This is a genomic window from Pseudoalteromonas sp. CuT4-3, assembly GCF_035666335.1.
GTDB classification, from domain to species: Bacteria; Pseudomonadota; Gammaproteobacteria; order Enterobacterales; family Alteromonadaceae; genus Pseudoalteromonas; species Pseudoalteromonas atlantica.
In genome coordinates this window covers 876814-894146 of record NZ_CP142030.1, presented here as the reverse complement: position 1 = coordinate 894146, position 17333 = coordinate 876814, and the positions used below count along the sequence as shown (strand labels likewise).

General features: G+C 41.2%; 17 protein-coding genes. 3 read left to right on the top strand and 14 right to left on the bottom strand.

What is annotated here, in order from left to right:
• Positions 1 to 34 precede the first annotated feature (34 nt).
• From VOI46_RS04005 to argC, 4 genes are read right to left on the bottom strand one after another with little or no spacing between them, the layout of a single operon-like run.
• Complete coding sequence (locus VOI46_RS04005; protein ID WP_004588532.1) at positions 35 to 1237, bottom strand: argininosuccinate synthase; 1203 nt, start codon at positions 1235 to 1237, stop codon at positions 35 to 37.
• Entirely contained in the window at positions 1234 to 2166 is a 933-nt protein-coding gene (locus VOI46_RS04000) for an ornithine carbamoyltransferase (RefSeq protein ID WP_004588533.1), read from the bottom strand. Before VOI46_RS04000 ends, VOI46_RS04005 begins: the two co-directional genes overlap by 4 nt.
• 7 nt (positions 2167 to 2173) lie before the next feature.
• Positions 2174 to 2941, bottom strand: coding sequence for an acetylglutamate kinase (argB, locus tag VOI46_RS03995; protein ID WP_004588534.1), 768 nt, complete (start codon positions 2939 to 2941; stop codon positions 2174 to 2176).
• Entirely contained in the window at positions 2941 to 3951 is a 1011-nt protein-coding gene (argC, locus tag VOI46_RS03990) for an N-acetyl-gamma-glutamyl-phosphate reductase (protein ID WP_004588535.1), read from the bottom strand. Before argC ends, argB begins: the two co-directional genes overlap by 1 nt.
• Before the next feature lie 218 nt (positions 3952 to 4169).
• On the opposite strand from argC, the gene argE reads away from it, so the two are divergent.
• Complete coding sequence (argE, locus tag VOI46_RS03985) at positions 4170 to 5321, top strand: acetylornithine deacetylase (RefSeq protein WP_004588536.1); 1152 nt, start codon at positions 4170 to 4172, stop codon at positions 5319 to 5321.
• A gap of 80 nt (positions 5322 to 5401) precedes the next feature.
• On the opposite strand, the gene panP is transcribed toward argE, so the two are convergent.
• The gene (gene panP, locus VOI46_RS03980; RefSeq protein ID WP_004588537.1) at positions 5402 to 7030 is read right to left on the bottom strand and encodes a pyridoxal-dependent aspartate 1-decarboxylase PanP; all 1629 of its coding nucleotides are present in this window, start codon (positions 7028 to 7030) and stop codon (positions 5402 to 5404) included.
• Positions 7031 to 7306: 276 nt separating this feature from the next.
• Here panP and VOI46_RS03975 point away from each other — a divergent pair, with 276 nt between their 5' ends.
• Positions 7307 to 9187 (top strand): GGDEF domain-containing protein, encoded by a 1881-nt coding sequence (locus tag VOI46_RS03975; protein ID WP_004588538.1) that lies wholly within the window; start codon positions 7307 to 7309, stop codon positions 9185 to 9187.
• Here VOI46_RS03975 and VOI46_RS03970 read toward each other — a convergent pair.
• The 8 genes from VOI46_RS03970 to folB all read right to left on the bottom strand — a co-directional run bounded on the left by VOI46_RS03970 (position 9184) and on the right by folB (position 15344).
• On the bottom strand, positions 9184 to 9849 hold the full coding sequence (locus VOI46_RS03970; protein ID WP_004588539.1) for a methyltransferase SAM dependent: 666 nt from the start codon (positions 9847 to 9849) through the stop codon (positions 9184 to 9186). The two genes, VOI46_RS03975 and VOI46_RS03970, sit on opposite strands and share 4 nt — an antisense overlap.
• Positions 9849 to 10616: an ABC transporter permease gene (locus tag VOI46_RS03965; RefSeq protein WP_004588540.1), complete on the bottom strand. Its 768-nt coding sequence runs from the start codon at positions 10614 to 10616 to the stop codon at positions 9849 to 9851. Before VOI46_RS03965 ends, VOI46_RS03970 begins: the two co-directional genes overlap by 1 nt.
• Positions 10617 to 11546, bottom strand: coding sequence for an ABC transporter ATP-binding protein (locus VOI46_RS03960; protein WP_004588541.1), 930 nt, complete (start codon positions 11544 to 11546; stop codon positions 10617 to 10619).
• Positions 11546 to 12166, bottom strand: a complete 621-nt coding sequence (locus VOI46_RS03955; RefSeq protein ID WP_004588542.1) for a flavin prenyltransferase UbiX — start codon at positions 12164 to 12166, stop codon at positions 11546 to 11548. The genes VOI46_RS03960 and VOI46_RS03955 overlap by 1 nt, the downstream gene beginning before the upstream one ends.
• Before the next feature lies 1 nt (position 12167).
• Entirely contained in the window at positions 12168 to 13523 is a 1356-nt protein-coding gene (gene mpl, locus VOI46_RS03950) for a UDP-N-acetylmuramate:L-alanyl-gamma-D-glutamyl-meso-diaminopimelate ligase (RefSeq protein WP_004588543.1), read from the bottom strand.
• Positions 13524 to 13698: 175 nt separating this feature from the next.
• On the bottom strand, positions 13699 to 14499 hold the full coding sequence (locus VOI46_RS03945) for an undecaprenyl-diphosphate phosphatase (RefSeq protein ID WP_004588544.1): 801 nt from the start codon (positions 14497 to 14499) through the stop codon (positions 13699 to 13701).
• Positions 14496 to 14984: a 2-amino-4-hydroxy-6-hydroxymethyldihydropteridine diphosphokinase gene (folK, locus tag VOI46_RS03940; RefSeq protein ID WP_004588545.1), complete on the bottom strand. Its 489-nt coding sequence runs from the start codon at positions 14982 to 14984 to the stop codon at positions 14496 to 14498. Before folK ends, VOI46_RS03945 begins: the two co-directional genes overlap by 4 nt.
• The gene (folB, locus tag VOI46_RS03935; RefSeq protein ID WP_004588546.1) at positions 14985 to 15344 is read right to left on the bottom strand and encodes a dihydroneopterin aldolase; all 360 of its coding nucleotides are present in this window, start codon (positions 15342 to 15344) and stop codon (positions 14985 to 14987) included.
• A 230-nt stretch (positions 15345 to 15574) separates the two neighbouring features.
• Between folB and plsY the strand changes: the two genes are divergently transcribed.
• Positions 15575 to 16183 (top strand): glycerol-3-phosphate 1-O-acyltransferase PlsY, encoded by a 609-nt coding sequence (gene plsY / locus VOI46_RS03930; RefSeq protein WP_004588547.1) that lies wholly within the window; start codon positions 15575 to 15577, stop codon positions 16181 to 16183.
• 9 nt (positions 16184 to 16192) lie between these two features.
• Here plsY and tsaD read toward each other — a convergent pair whose 3' ends face one another.
• Positions 16193 to 17206, bottom strand: a complete 1014-nt coding sequence (tsaD, locus tag VOI46_RS03925) for a tRNA (adenosine(37)-N6)-threonylcarbamoyltransferase complex transferase subunit TsaD (protein WP_004588548.1) — start codon at positions 17204 to 17206, stop codon at positions 16193 to 16195.
• Positions 17207 to 17333: the final 127 nt, after the last annotated feature.

Here is a 17333-nt window from a genome sequence, read left to right as displayed (position 1 = left end):
TGTAATGCCCCTTATACAAGGGGCTATAAATAATTTACTTTTTAGCCATTGCTGAAATTCTGCTCGAAAGCGAGAATAAACGAATAAAGCCTTCAGCGTGTGACTGGTCATATACGTCGTCTTCACCAAATGTAGCAAAGTCTTCGCTGTATAAGCTATTAGGTGATTTTTTCTGAACGGCTGTCACTTGGCCTTTGTAAAGCTTAAGTACAACTTCACCTGTAGCAAGTGTAGAAAGTGCTTCTGCACCGGCTAAAATAGAGTCTTTTAGTGGTGTAAACCAACGACCGTCATAGACTAAATGCGAAAATTCACCGCCCAGTACTTCTTTCCACTTACGGCTTGATTTATCAAGCACTAGTTCGTCAATGGCTTGCAGTGCCGCCATAATAACGGTGCCACCAGGTGTTTCGTAACAGCCGCGCGATTTCATGCCTACTAAACGGTTTTCTACAATATCTACACGACCAACACCATGTGGCGCAGCAATGTCGTTTAATTTAACTAAACAGTCGTAAGGCTTAAGCTGCTCGCCATTTACGGCAACCACTTCACCCTCAATAACCGTAAGCGTTACATGCTCAGCTTTATCGGGTGCTTGCTCTGGTGAATTAGTCCAGGTCCAAACTTGGTCACTAGGCTCACACCATGGATCTTCAAGTTCACCACCTTCGTGCGAAATATGCCACGCGTTAGCATCACGGCTGTAAATTTTTGTTGCTGAAGCAGAACACGGAATATCACGCTCAGCCAAGTAATCTAATAATGATTCACGGCTTGATAAATCCCACTCACGCCATGGTGCAATTACTTTTAAATCGGGTGCAAGCGCTGCAAAACATGATTCAAAACGTACTTGGTCATTACCTTTACCAGTACAACCATGCGAAAGTGCATCGGCACCTACTTTACGTGCAATTTCAACTTGCGCTTTAGCAATAATAGGACGCGCCATAGACGTACCTAATAAATAAGTACCTTCGTAAATAGAACCCGTTTTAAGCGTTGGGTAAATGTACTCACTTACCATTTCATCTTTTAAGTCAACTACGTAACACTCAGATGCGCCTGATGCGATGGCTTTTTCTTCAACGCCTTCAAGCTCTTCAGCGCCTTGGCCTACATCGGCAACAAAGGCAATTACTTCACAACCGTAGTTTTCTTTTAACCATGGCACGATAGCTGAAGTATCAAGACCACCTGAATAGGCTAAAACGACTTTTTTAATTGAACTCATAGGTGTTCCTTAACAAAATTTGGATTTAGTAATGTAACTAGCAGAGCATTTTGCGCATGCATGCGATTTTCTGCTTGTTGAATAATTTTTGATGCTGGGCCATCCATTACCTCAGAGGTAATTTCAAACTCACGGTGTGCCGGCTGGCAATGTAATACCGTAGTCGCACCTGTTTGTTCTAGCAATGCTTGGTTTAGCTGATATGGCATGTATTTTTCTTTAACTTGCTCAAGAGGCGTATCATCGCCCATAGACACCCACGTATCTGCATATACAACATTAGCGCCTACAGAGGCTTCTACACGGTCGCTTACCATTACAGATGCGCCGTTCATTGCAGCAATTTGCTCTGCCTTTTTAAGAATTTGTGAATCAGGCGAGCTGCCTTTTGGTGTAACAGCAACAAAATCAGTACCTAGCGTTGCCGCTAATAACATAAGTGAATGAGTAACGTTGTTACCTTCACCTAAGTAAGCCACTTTTAGCTCGCTTACATCGCCATGTACTTCTTGTAGCGTTAAAAAGTCAGCCAATGCCTGGCACGGGTGATATAAATCACACAAGCTATTCACGACAGGTACACTAGAGTATTCACCTAAGGTGGTTAACGTGCTGTGCTGGTTTACGCGCGCGACAATACCATCAGCCCACGTAGAAATATTAAGTGCAAAGTCTTTTACAGATTCACGTGCACCCATAGCGCCGTTTTGCTGATCTAAATACACAGCGTGGCCGCCTAAACGGTTAATACCAATATCAAACGATAAACGCGTACGTAAACTTTGCTTTTCAAATAAGGTAACAATTGACTTACCCGCTAATACTTGGCTGTACTTTTCTGGCTTTGCTTTTAAATCACGCGCTAGTTTTAGTAAATTTAGTGCGCCTTGTTGGTCTAATTCTAGACCCGTTAAAAAATTCTCTAACATGATAACCCTATGGTGTAATTTTTGTTCCGACATGCTCGCCCTGTAGCAAAGCAGTTAAATTGTCTGGCTTTTGCCAGCTGGAAATATACACACCGCGTCGTAAATGTTGGGCAGCGTACAGGCTGGTCTTAACTTTGACCTCCATTCCGCCCAAAATTACCCCTTCATCAATTAAAGTATCAATGTGTTTTGTGTCAAGTTGATGTAACGGCTGCTTGTTTGCATCAAGTACCGCTTCTACATCTGTCATAAAAATAAGTTCTGCATTTAAGTTGCTAGCAATCGCTGCGGCAGCTTCATCAGCATTAACGTTGTACCAGTTACCTTGCTCATCAAACCCAATAGAGCTCACGATAGGTAACCGACCAAGCTTAAGTAAATCGTTAACAATTGAATCATCATTACTTTCGCACTTACCTACTTGCCCAAGCGCTTTTAGCTTTTGAGACGCCATAACTCCGGCTTCATACAAACAAAGGCCAACAGGTTTATGGCCTGCATTAATAGCTTGGCTTACCAGCTGCTTATTTGCACAGCCAGCCAGCGCCCCCACTATGTAAGGCATTTGCTCACTTGGGCTAATACGCAGTCCTTGGTGCTTTGCACTAGCAAAGCCTGCTTGTTTTAGCCAAGTGTCAACTAACGAGCCACCGCCATGAACAATAACAAACTGATTATTTTGATCAGCGCTTAATACATCAAACAAAGCTTTTGCCGCGTTTTCAGTATTAAGTACAGCACCACCTAATTTAATTACCCACGTTTTAGTGCTCATTAAAAGGCTCCTTTTAAGCCAGTGGTGTGATCTAAATTCATTGATAAATTAATACATTGCAAGGCTTGGCCCGCAGCGCCTTTTAATAGATTATCTATCGCTGCCATAACAATCAGTTGAGAGCCTTGCTGCTGCCAACCAATATCAACATACGGTTGTTTTACCACGCTTTTAATAGATGGCACTTTATCAGCTAACAAACGAATCAACGGCTCGTTTTTAAGTACTTGATAAGCATCAGATACGTTTTCCTTGGTAGCGCCTGGCTTAAGCTGTACATAAATAGTTTCTAAAATTCCACGCGGAAAATTACCTAAGTGCGGTGTAAATAACACCTTGTGGCCAAGGTGTTGTTCAATTTCAGGCCCATGACGATGGTTAAACAAACCATACGGGGCAAGCGATACTTCACAAAAATGAGTACCTACGCTGGCTTTACGCCCTGCGCCAGTAACACCTGAAACAGCATTAATAATCACTTTTTCATCACTCAACAAGCCAGCCTGTTGCAACGGCTTTAATGCATTAAGCGCAGCGGTTGGGTAACAGCCGGCTACTGCCACAAGTTTTGCATTGGCAATTGCACTGCTATTCCATTCGGCTAACCCGTAGGCTGCTTCGTTTAACAACTCAGGATGTTGGTGCTCAAAACCATAGTAAGTAACATAGTCGTCGTTGCTAGCAAGGCGGTAACCACCTGATAGGTCAAATACTTTTTTACCCATAGCTAAAAACTGCGGGGCTAAATCAACACTTACTTTGTGATCAGTACATAAGCAAATGTAATCGGCACTCGAATTTATGTCATCAAACGCTGATTCGCTCAGTGGTAGTAAAGGAATATCAAGAAGGTTTCTATGCTCTGGGTATAAATCACTTAATAATTTATGTTTATCTAAACTTCCCTCAGAGACATAACAGCCTGATAACGTTAAATTAGGGTGCTTAGCAACTAAGCTTGCTAATTCTGCGCCGCTATAACCGCTTGCGCCAATAATCGCTACATTCATTTTTTACTCGTTTATAAATTTACTACTAAATAGGTGTGGTGTTCGCTTACACTAGCTCAGATGCTAGCTAATACTTTTCTCAATGAATTGTTGATTATCGTCGCATTATCTTCATGGCTATACTTAATATATTTATGCTTAAAAAGTGAATTGATATTCATCATAAATACTTTTATATTGTTATGCAATTAAATTGAATAATTATTTTGGATTTTTTTATGTCTTTGCCGTCATTTATCTCTATGTACCAACAACTCATTGCAGCCCCCTCTATTAGTGCAATAGAAGATGAACTTTGTATGAGTAATAAAGAGGTAATAGAGTTGCTAGCACGTTGGTGCGAAAGTTTAGGTTTTACTTGCGAAATTATAGAGTTAGAAGGTGGGAAAGGCCGATACAACCTACTTGCTAAGCGGGGAGAAGGCGATGGCGGCTTAATGCTTGCTGGCCATACAGACACCGTACCGTTTGACGATAGCCGCTGGAACCACGACCCGTTTAAACTCACTGAACATAACAATAACTTATATGGGTTAGGTAGTATTGATATGAAAGGCTTTTTTGCTTTTGTATTACAAGCTATTAGTGAGCTTGATATAAAACAGCAAACACAACCTATTTTAATACTCGCCACTGCCGATGAAGAAACCACCATGGCGGGAGCGCAGCAAATTTGTAAGCATCCTAATTTAAAACCTGCGCGTTGTATTATTGGTGAACCTACTGATATGACTCCTGTATTTACTCATAAAGGACATATGAGTACGGCTATAAGAGTGATTGGCCGCTCAGGTCATAGTTCCGATCCCGAACGTGGTCTTAACGCCATCGAAGTCATGCATAAAGTGATTACAAAGTTACTGATCTTAAAAGAGCAGTTAAAGAATAAATATTCAGTTGAACATTTTGAAATACCTTACCCTACCTTAAATTTAGGTAATATTCATGGAGGCGACAACGCAAATCGAATTTGTGGCTGCTGCGAAATGCACATAGACATGCGCCCGCTCCCAGGGTTAAGCATTAAAGACTTACAAGCTTTACTTATTGATGCTACCAGCGATATAAACGCGCAATACCCAAGCGCAGTGAGCGTAATTGATTTACACGAGCCCATTCCAGCTTTTAGTGGCAGCACTGATAGCGCACTCGTTAAAATGGCAGAAAAAACTGCAGGGGAAAAAGCCGTTGCAGTAAATTACTGCACAGAAGCTCCGTTTATTCAGCAACTTGGCTGTGAAACAATAGTCATGGGGCCAGGCTCAATTAATCAAGCCCACCAACCTGATGAATTTTTAGCAATGGAGAAAATAAACCCATCGCAAAAAATTATAACTGACATTATTAGGGCAAACTGCTTTAACGCTTAAAAAGAAGACTGTATTAAAAACTCACAGCAAAAATAACAAAGGCGCCCGTTGGCGCCTTTGTTTTAGTTTATACCTAGGCGTTACTGCATATACTTACTTAAGTACTTTTTAAATACAGGGTCTGTTTTAGCAAGCTCTTTTTGCTCAGCTAAAATCTCTTTTAATATAACACCCGATGTGAGCGGATTAGCCAATACCACTCTAAATACCACTGTCGGCTGATTATCGTATTTTGACGGGGTTAAGCGAGTACGCGATACAAACGAGCGTCCTGATTCACGTTGGCGTTTTTGCATACTGGCAGTAAAGCGATTGAGCGACGCGAAAATTTCTAATCGTGTTGCGGCATCTGCTTGAGCTATGGCTTGTTTAATTTGTTTAGGCACATAGCGGTATGTAAGCAAACACAGCTCAGGCTCTGAAATCAGCTCAAAGTCTTCATCGGCTTTAATTAAATCAGCAAAGTAATGTGCTTTTTTGATACTACGATCAATAAGCATTTCGTAACCCTTGCGACCAATAACGCGTAAGCAAGCATGTACTAACATAGCCATACCTGGGCGGCTGCCTTCGAGTGTATGGCTTCCTAAATCTTTTGAACCTTTACGTAATATGTACTCTGCATGGTGCTCTATTGCATCCGTAGCAGTTGGGTCTTTAAATAATACCAAGCCTGCACCCATTGGCACATACATTTGTTTGTGTGCATCAATGGTAATTGAATCTGCGCGCTCAATTCCTTTTAATAATGGGCGATGCGTTTGCGATAAAAGCGTTGCCCCACCCCACGCTGCATCAACGTGAAAATGGCAGTTTATTTGCTGCGCTAAATCGGCCATATCATCAAGAGGGTCGATATTACCGGTCTCGGTTGTGCCAGCAACCCCTACAATTGCCATAACTTTTATGCCTTGCGATTCAAGCTCTAAGGCTTTTTCGCGCATGGCATTCACATCAACCTTATTATTTTCGCAGGTTTTTACACCAATTAAATTTTCACGGCCGATGCCTAGTAAGTCAATTGATTTACCTAAAGAATAATGCCCTCGCTCCGACACTAAAACGGCCAGCCCTTTGTAGCCATAATGCAGCATACCGGCAACGAGCCCTTGAGCGGCAATGCCTTTAAAGCTGCCGTCGGGTTTTAATAAGCGGTTACGCGCAATCCACAGTGCCGTTATGTTTGCAACTGTACCACCGGAACAAAAAGCACCGAGTGATGTTTTAGCACTGTGCATCCATTTCGAATAAAACGACTCATCTTGCGAGTAAGCTAAATGATGCATCATACCTAGTACTTGGCGCTCTAGGGGGGTAAATGCTTTTGAGGTTTCTATTTTTACTAGGTTTTGATTAAGCCCCACCATCAATTTTGAAAGCGGTAGTAAAAAATGCGGAAGAGCCGATGTCATATGCCCAATAAAGCTAGGCGCAGCCGTGTGTACCGAATGGGCAACTAGCTGCTCCATAATATCTTGGGCGTAAGCAGATACAAACGTTGGGTTTTCTGGGATCACCGCAGCCTGAAAATCTTTTTCAATTTCGTGTAATGGTTTTTCAATTGCCGCTATATTTTCGTTTAAAAACCCTGCTAAATTACTCGAAATTTCAAGCTCAATTTTGCTTAAAGTTGAGTCTGGCGCTTCAGGTACAGTAAATATACGCTTAAGGCTTTCTTTAGAGGCGACGGCACAACGCTTTTGATCCATCTTTATACCTAGTGTGTGTGTAGCTAAAACACGCGTTTAACAGTTAAAAATGCCAAACTATGGCGCTATTATAAGCAGCGTGCTTCTTTTAAAAATTGCGCTAACTTTACTGCAATATAAGTAAAATGTCTCCCTTTAAGCCATAAAAGCGACTAAACGGATGACAAATATTGTAAAAAAATTTCAATAATAGGATTTTATTAAAAAGTCACATTTTAGTTTTGGGCAAATTGCATTTATGCGTATACTTAATATGTGTAACAATAAGGGACAAGTATGCTCACAGGGAAATTAAAAGGGAAGTGGTTTATAGCTGGCTTTACATTGTTTTTGGTCAGTTTATTAGTCTATGTTTATTACACCTATAGCTCAGCGCGTAGCGAAATAATGCACGCTGTCGATGAGCGCCTTCTAAATGCCGCCACCAGCGTAAAACATATTTTAGGGCAAAGTTACCACGATAGAATTAGCCAAGGTTACGATATTGGTTTTTCGGTTTACCAAACTAAAAGTAAACAACTCTCAGAGCTTGCACAAGCGCTTGATATAGCTTACGTTTATTCGATGATCATGCGCGATAACAAAGTTTATTTTACCTCATCCAGCTACACTAAAGACGATCAAGAAAATGCGCGGGTTACGCAATTTCTTGATTTATACCCAGAGGCCACCGACATTAACAGGGGCGCGTTTTATTCTACCGAGCCTGTTTTTGAACAATCTAGCGACCAATGGGGTGATTTTAAAACTGTTTTTATTCCCTTTGTAGATAAATATGGTACTACCTACATTACGGGTGCCGACATAACCTTAGATGATTTAAATAAAAAGCTTCAATACAGCGTCACTAAAGCCATAATAACGGCGTGTTTTTTCTTTTTTATTGCGGTACTGGTTGCAGCTATTTATATATATTTGTTAAAGCGTACCCTAACAACAGATGCCAGTACGGGCTTTGCCAATCATATTGCGCTTAAGTACTTTATCAAAAAGAGTAATTCACACCACATGCAGCTTGCCATTATTTGGGTGAACGAAATTGAAGATATTAATAGCTTTTATGGCACTCAAGTTGGCGACAGTGTAATGAAAAACTTGCTCAGTCATTATCAAATTCGCAGCCCGCAAAGCTGTAAAGTATATCGCCTTGCTACCAATAAAATTGCCGTTCTTACCCCTAAAAGCTTTAAAAGCAGCGAACTGAGCGATTTAGTTGAGTCGTATAACGCAAACAGCCCTGTATTAACAAACCCATTTATTTATATAACTTACTGCGCAGGTATCGCCAGTGGTAATAAATCACTACTGATTGAAAACGCGCACATTGCAACGCTTCAGGCTAAACACGGCCGCGGTAAGGTTGTTAGCTACTCAAAAGTAATGAGCGATGTAAAAAACCAGTATCAATACAATGTAAGCCTTGCCAAAGAGGTTCAAGAAGCATTTGATAACAACCGCATAGTGCCTTATTTTCAGGCTATGTTTAACACCACCAATAATGAAGTTGTACATTACGAATGCTTAGCCAGAATGGTGACTAAAAATGGCGAAATTTTAAAACCCGACTCATTTTTAAATGTAGTGAGCCGCTCAAGAATGGGCGGACTACTAACGCGCACGCTATTTAGCCAATGTATAGAGCGGTTTAGAAAAACAGATATATACTGGAGCTTAAATATAAGCGATAAAGATATACTCGACCCTAGTTTGAGTGAATACATTGCTAACGAGCTTAAGCGCTACCCGCACCCAGAAAACATCACGCTTGGCCTTTTAGAGTCACACGCTATTACTAATTTTTTAGAGGTTAAAACATTTATTTCTATGGTAAAAACCAAAGGGGTGAATGTCATTATTACTGGTTTTGGTAGTGGTTATTCAAATATTTCGAATGCGCTAAAGCTTGAAGTAAACGGTATAAAATTCGACGGCGCATTAGTAAAACAAGCAGTAAGTGATGAAAATATAGCATTATTTATTGAGCATACAGTTCATGCTGCAAAGCAACTTGGTTTAACGCTCATGGCAGAGTCGGTAGAAAATATAAGTATTGAAAATGCGCTTAAAAATGTAGATGTGGCTCTGATGCAAGGCAATTACTTTGCTTACCCAGCGCCACATGTTAACTCATCAAGCCAAGAGGAAGTGGCCGTTTAAAGATCTATCACTAAACGATGGCTTTGTTGGCCGCTGGCCCAGTATTTACGCTCAAACGGAGTAATTGCTTCGTTTGACTCATACAGCGTTACCTCACAAGGATGACCAGTTAGTTCAAGCGCTCTGGCAAACTCTTTTACATAAATATCCCAGTTGCTGCGCACCTCTAAACGTCCGCCTAGCTTAACAATAAACGGAAAAATAGCCGCGCCGTGCCACCTACGTTGGATATGCTTAGATTTAGGCCATGGGTTAGGATAAAGCAAATAATGATGAGTAGGCTGCCAATTAGCAGCCACAGCTAAACGCCAAAAGTCGTTTAAGTCAGCTTGTACCAAAATGTACTGGCCGCTGTCTGTTTGTTTATATTCAACATCGTGCTTATCTAAGCGGTGTGACGATTTATCAATACCAATAATTAATGCATCTGGGTGGCGCTTAGCTAAATTAGCCGAGCTCTCTCCTACTCCACAACATGAGTCTATAATAAGCGGTCCATTAAAAGCTTGAACCTGCTCATTGACTTCATCAAACGCTTGTTGAGTGTGCTCAGCAATAGGCTTTTTAAACTCTGCGTTTAAATGCTTGTTAACGATTTCATCAATCTTTTCGTGTATACCCGCCTGATTAGATACAATACTGCGTGAATTTGCATCGCTCATTAATGTCTAAGCCCCACACCTTTTTTAATTAACGTTAGCGCTAAAGTAAATAGCACCGTAATAAATACTAATATAACGCCAAGCGCGACACTTAAATCAACATCCGACACGCCTAAAAAGCCATAACGAAACGCATTAACCATATAAATAATTGGGTTTATTTGCGATACATTTTGCCAAAACTCTGGCAGTAGCGTAATTGAATAAAATACGCCGCCTAAGTATGTTAGTGGCGTTAAAATAAAGGTTGGGATAATACTAATATCGTCAAAACTATTGGCGTAAATAGCGTTAATTAAACCACCGAGTGCAAACACCGCTGAGGTTAAAATTACCGTCGCCATAATTACAAATATATTGTGTATTTGAATATCAACAAACAATAACGATACACAGGTAACAATAAAGCCCACCATCATGCCGCGGGTCATACCGCCGCCCATATAACCAAGTACAATTATGTAATTAGGCACAGGCGCAACCAATAGCTCTTCAATACTTTTTTGAAACTTGGTTGAATAAAAACTAGAAGCAACATTAGAATATGAGTTGGTAATAACCGACATCATTATTAGCCCCGGAACAATAAATTCCATGTAGCTAAAACCACCCATTTCACCAATACGTGAGCCAATTAAATTACCAAAAATAACAAAGTATAAACTCATCGTAATCGCCGGCGGTACTAAGGTTTGCACCCAAATACGTAAAAAACGAATACACTCTTTAATCCATAAACTCTTTAAGGCTACGCCATATTTAAACATTTATTCGCCCCGCCCTTGCTCTAGTAACCCTACAAATAACTCTTCTAATCTGTTTGCTTTATTACGCATACTCAAAACAGTGTTGCCTTGCTCGGTTAGCGCACTGAAAACTGCATTTAACCCTTGAGATTTAGCCACTTCAACTTCTATGGTGTGCTCATCAGGCATGCTAAACGAGTACCCCTCAAGGGTAACTGGCTGTGCTGGCTGTTTTAAATCAAGCACAAAGGTTTCTTTATCAAGCTTAGCTAGTAACGCTTTTATAGTGGTGTTTTCAACAATACGTCCAGTATCAATAATGGCGATGTTTTTACATAACAGCTCGGCTTCTTCAAGGTAATGCGTGGTTAAAATAATCGTTACGCCTTGCTCATTAATTTGGCGTAAAAAGTCCCACATTGAGCGGCGCAGCTCTATATCAACCCCTGCAGTGGGTTCATCTAATATTAGTAGCTTTGGCTCATGCATTAATGCACGGGCAATCATTAAACGGCGTTTCATGCCCCCAGAAAGCGTACGTGCTTGCTTGTCTTTTTTTTCTAATAAGCCAAGCTGAGTTAAATATTTATCGGCACGCTTATGCGCTTCTGCGCGGGTAACACCGTAGTAGCCTGCTTGATTTACCAATATTTGGCCAAGCGTTTCAAACTGACTAAAGTTAAACTCTTGTGGCACAAGGCCTAAATGCGCTTTAGCAGCTTCAAGGTCGGTATCGATGTTGTGACCAAACACTTCCACCTTTCCTTGTGTTTTATTAACCAAGGACGATATAACACCAATAGTGGTCGACTTACCGGCGCCATTTGGGCCAAGTAAGGCAAAAAAGTCGCCTTCAAAAACTTGTAAATCAACACCTTTCACGGCCTCTACACCGTTTTTATAAACCTTGGTCAGGCCTTCTATATTTAAAGCAACATTTTGCTTATTCATTATTTACCCTCACCATAACCCCAACGTTTAGTTAGGTTATGTTCAATGTTTAAATGATCTAAAATTCGCGCCACCATAAAATCAACTAAGTCTTCAATACGTTGTGGCTTGTGATAAAAACCAGGCGCAGCGGGCATAATAGTGACCCCTAAACGCGCAAGCTTTAACATATTCTCAAGGTGAATTTCGCTAAAGGGCGTTTCGCGTGGCACTAAAATTAATTGCCCTCGCTCTTTAATAACCACATCGGCTGCACGCTCGAGTAGGTTATCTGATGCACCGAGCGCAATAGCAGACACAGACCCTGCACTGCACGGGCATACTACCATTTTTTTAGGGGCGGCAGAGCCTGAAGCTACAGGGCTAAACCAGTTATCTTTACCAAATACTTTTAACTGCTCTGGCTTGGCATTAAATAAAGCGCTTAACTGCTCGGTTGCTTTATCTTCATTAGCTGAGAGTTTAATGTTTGACTCTGTATCAAGCACCACGCGCGCAGCACTTGATATAAGTACATACACTTGAAATTGCTGCGCGAGTAATACTTCAAGCAATCTTAAACCGTAAGGCGCGCCTGAAGCACCACTAAACGCCAGTGTAATTTTATCTTTAAACTGCACATTATTCTCCGCTGTATTTTTTAGCTAAACCATCAACTAAGTGTTGATGTAAGCCATTAAAACCGCCATTGCTCATAATTAATATGTGCTGATTTGGCATTATATTTTCAAGCACAGTGTCAATAATCATTTGCGTACTATTAAAACACTGCATACCGGCATTATCGGCTTGCGCTTTAAGAGACCAATTTAGGTTATCGGGCTCAAATAGCAGCACGTCATCGGCATCACTTAACGAAGCAAGTAGCGTATGTTGGTGCACACCCATCTTCATGGTGTTTGAGCGAGGCTCTAAAATAGCAATAATTTTTTCATCACCCACTTTTGCACGCAACCCCGCAAGCGTGGTTTTAATGGCTGTTGGGTGGTGCGCAAAATCGTCGTACACTTTAATGTTATTTATATCGGCTTTAAGCTCCATACGCCGTTTAGGGCTAATAAACTCTTCAAGCGCTGCAATGCTATGCTCAACGGCTATACCTACGTGGCGCGCTGCCGCGATAGCCATAATGGCATTTTTAACATTATGCTCGCCTATTGCTTGCCAATTAACCGTACCTTGAAGCTCATTGTTTAAAAGCACATTAAATTGGCTACCATCAGCGCTTAGCAAGTCATAATGCCAATCACCATTTAGGGTTTCGCTTTCGCTCCAGAGCCCTTGCTTAATAACATCATCAAGTGCGACATCGTCTTTTGGCCAAATTACCTTGCCAGTATGAGGTAATGTACGCATTAAGTGATGAAATTGTTTTTTTATTGCTTTTAAATCGTCAAAAATATCAGCGTGGTCAAACTCAAGGTTATTTAAAATGAGCGTACGTGGTAAGTAATGCACAAATTTACTGCGCTTATCAAAAAAAGCGGTATCGTATTCATCCGCTTCTATTACAAAAAATGGGGTTTCGCCCACTTTGGCTGACACACCAAAGTTTTGAACTATACCACCAATTAAAAACCCGGGTTTTAAACCTGCATACTCTAAAATCCACGCCAGCATGCTTGCTGTGGTGGTTTTGCCATGTGTGCCTGCCACCGCAAGTACCCAAGCATTTTGCAATAGGTTATGTTTAAGCCACTCTGGCCCCGATGTATACGGCAAGCCCTTATCTAACACATACTCTACACAGGGGTTGCCTCGGCTCATGGCATTACCAATAACCACCATGTCTGGCTTTGGCTCTAACTGTTTTACGTCGTAACCTTGGGTTAGCTCAATGCCCAGCTGCTCAAGTTGAGTGCTCATTGGCGGGTAAACATTTTGATCAGAGCCCGTCACTTTATGGCCAAGCGATTTAGCAATGGCCGCTATACCGCCCATAAAGGTGCCGCAAATGCCTAATATATGAATATGCATAACTTTTTAAATCCTTTCGTACTTCGCACGTCTGTGAAGTTTAATGGCGCTATAATGCCAAATTTTAGGCTTCGTGACTATGCACGTCTCGTCAATTCACTGATGCTAAAACAGCGTTAATAAAATAAAAAAGCCCTCTTACCTAAGTAAGAGGGCTTGCTGACAATAAGCTAAATTACAGCGTTAAAAATACAATTAAGCCAACGCCAAGTAAAAGTCTGTAAATTACAAACGGTAGCATGCCCATTCGTTCTATCACTTTTAAAAACATGAAAATGCAGGCGTACGCCGATAAAAACGAGAGGACTACACCTAAAATTAATGTGCTCCAATCAACCACATGATCGCCTAAAGCCAGCTCTATCGTGTAGTAAAGGCCCATCATAGAAATAATAGGTATAGCGAGTAAAAACGAAAAACGCGCTGCGCTTTGTTTGTTCATGCCCAGCAATAAACCCGCTGTCATGGTAATGCCAGAGCGAGAGGTACCTGGGATCATAGCCACCGCTTGAGCAAAGCCAATAAGCAGCGCTGTTTTCCAGTTAAGCTGATAAATTGTTTTCATTTGCTTACCTTTGGCATCGGCGTACCAAAGTAATAAACCAAAAATAATAGTCGTAGCTGCTATAACCCACGCACTGCGCAGGTACAGCTCAACAACGTCTTTTAGCAATAAGCCTAATAACGCAGCAGGTACAGTGCCCAGTATAATCCACCAGCCAAGTTTACTGTCGTCGGTGGTGCCTTGGGCGCCAAACGATTTAAACCAGGCGCTAAGAATATCAGCCACTTCTTTACGAAAATAAATAACAACCGCTATTAACGTACCAACATGCACAGCCACATCAAAAGCAAGGCCTTGGTCTTCCCATCCCAAAATTTGCGAAGGTAAAATTAAGTGAGCTGAGCTCGAAATAGGTAAAAACTCAGTAAATCCTTGTATCAGGGCTAAAATAATTATTTCTAAAATACTCATGGGTTAGAAAACTCCACCTTCCATAGTTTTTGTTGAGGGTTGTTATACGCACTCCATAGCGCAGCAATGGTTTGCTTAGCAACGGGGTGATAAAAATTGGGGGCGACTTCACAAAGAGGCTGAAGTACAAAAGCGTTTTTGGTAATTTCATCGCGAGGTAATTGTGCAGGCGAATCGCAAACAACGTCATCGTAAAAGAGCAGATCTAAATCTAATGTACGGGGGCTAAATTTTTTATCATCCGCTTTACGCCCGTTATCACGCTCTATTTGTTTTAATAACTTACATACACGCTCAAGCGGCATTGATGTGGTAGCAGCCACCACCGAGTTATAAAAGTTATTTCCTTTAAACCCTACAGCTTCGCTTTCAAAAACAGATGAATGCACAATATCTGTAAAGTGTTGCTCAAGTGCATCAAGCGCACAGCGAATATAATGCGCTTTATTTATATTTGAGCCTAAGCTGATATAAATTTGCGCCATTTAGCTCATAGCCTTTGTGCGTGTTATTTCTACACCTACGGTGTTTGCTTGTGCTACAGCGGCCGGTTTGCTCACTCTAATTGTTACTTGTGGTGTATTAAATTCGGTTAATATAATAGTTGCTAGTTGCTCTACTAAGGTTTCAAGTAACTCTACCGGCTTAGCCGTAGTGTGCTCAATCACTCGCTCGCTTACTTTTGCATAATCGAGTGCTAAATTAATGTCATCATTTGCTGCTGCAGGCTTTATATCGCTGAGCATTTCAATATCAAAATAAAGGCTTTGTTTACTTTCTTTTTCAAAGTCGTACACTCCAATAATTGTGTCGACGTGTAGTTGAGATATAAAAACCTTATCCATTGATACTCCAAATAACTATAAACACTCTCTAAGCATACAATGCATTGATTAAATTAATACTGTATATGCTTTAAGTAGTGTTTAAATATGTAAAAATTACTTCTACAATAGCCAAATAGCTAGATTAACTGCAAAATACAGCAGTTAATAATTTTCACGATAAATTGTGCCGCCAATAATAGCGTAAAAGTGCTATCGATGGGTATAGCAATTAAAAAATAAGGGACTTTGTGTTAGCCATTTTACTGTTTGTTTTAGCCTACTTATTAGGGTCGATTTCATCGGCTATATTAGTGTCTCGGCTATTCAAACTGCCAGACCCTCGCAGCAGCGGTTCAAATAACCCAGGTGCCACCAATGTGTATCGTTTAGGTGGAGCCTTTCCTGCGTGCTTAGTATTAGTGTTTGATATTTTAAAAGGCACCATCCCCGTATGGGGGGCGTATTTTTTAGACCTAACGCCTTTAGCACTTGGTTTGGTCGCCGTTGCCACGTGCTTAGGGCATATGTACCCACTATTTTTTAGCTTTAAAGGCGGAAAAGCGGTAGCTACCGCATTTGGCTCTTTATTGCCGATTGGTTTATCGTTGGCGGGGCTATTAATAAGCACTTGGATTATTGTGGTTGCTATTACTCGCTTTTCTTCATTAGGCGCTTTGGTCACGGTGTCGCTTGCTCCACTGTATACGTGGTTGATTAAACCGCTTTACACCCTACCGGTAACCTTTATTACCGTGCTAATTATATTTCGTCATCGCACTAATATTATTCGCCTTTTTAAAGGTGAAGAACCAAAAGTGGGCGCTAAAAAAGCACCCACTAATGAAGAAAATCAATAATTATTGATGCTAAATGGCTTCTAAGCTGTCTATTGGCCAACGCGGTTTGGTTTTCATGTCGAGTGTGGCAAACTGGCCTGCTTTTAAGCGCTGCATACCAGCGTAGGCAATCATTGCGCCATTATCAGTACAAAACTCAGTACGTGGATAGTAAACCTGTCCTTTCATCCCTTGCATAACACGCTCAAGCTGTAAGCGCAGCTTTGTATTTGCACTTACTCCGCCGGCAATCACTAAACGTTTTATCCCGGTTTGTTTTAGAGCACGCTTACACTTAATAACCAATGTATCAATCACTGCTGTTTGAAACGCATGGGCGATATCTGCTTTGGTTTGTGCGTCATCATCATTTTCGCGAATCGCTATAGAAGCTGCTGTTTTTAAGCCACTAAAGCTAAAATCAAGGCCTGGCTTATCCGTCATAGGGCGTGGAAAAACAAACCGTTTTGCAACGCCTTGCTCAGCCATTTTAGCTAGTCGAGGGCCGCCTGGGTAATCAAGCCCTAATAGTTTAGCTGTTTTATCAAATGCTTCACCTGCGGCATCATCAACAGATTCACCCAATACTTCGTACTGGCCTATACCGGCTACTTTTACCATCATGGTATGGCCGCCCGACACTAGCAAAGCAATAAAGGGAAACTCAGGCACGTTTTCTTCAAGCATAGGTGCAAGTAAATGCCCTTCCATATGATGCACGGCAACAGCTGGAATATCCCAACCATAGGCTAAAGAACGGCCAATAGAGGTACCTACCAATAACGCCCCCACTAAACCAGGGCCTGCGGTGTATGCAATGCCATCTAAATCTTCAGGGCCACAACCGGCTTGAGCAAAAGCAGCGTCAATAAGTGGCAGGGTTTTACGAACGTGATCGCGCGATGCAAGCTCAGGTACAACACCGCCATAATCTGCATGTACTTTTACTTGGCTGTATAACTGGTGAGCCAATAAGCCTTTTTCATCATCGTAAATTGCAATACCGGTTTCATCACACGATGACTCAATGCCTAAAATTCGCACTTTACTTCTCCTGCCTTTATTTACTGCTTAACCGCACTGTGGTTAAGAGATTTACACACATATTTAAAACTATTTAATTTTATCATTCTCTAGCTAAGGTTTTTACTAAGTTCAACGTAATAAACGC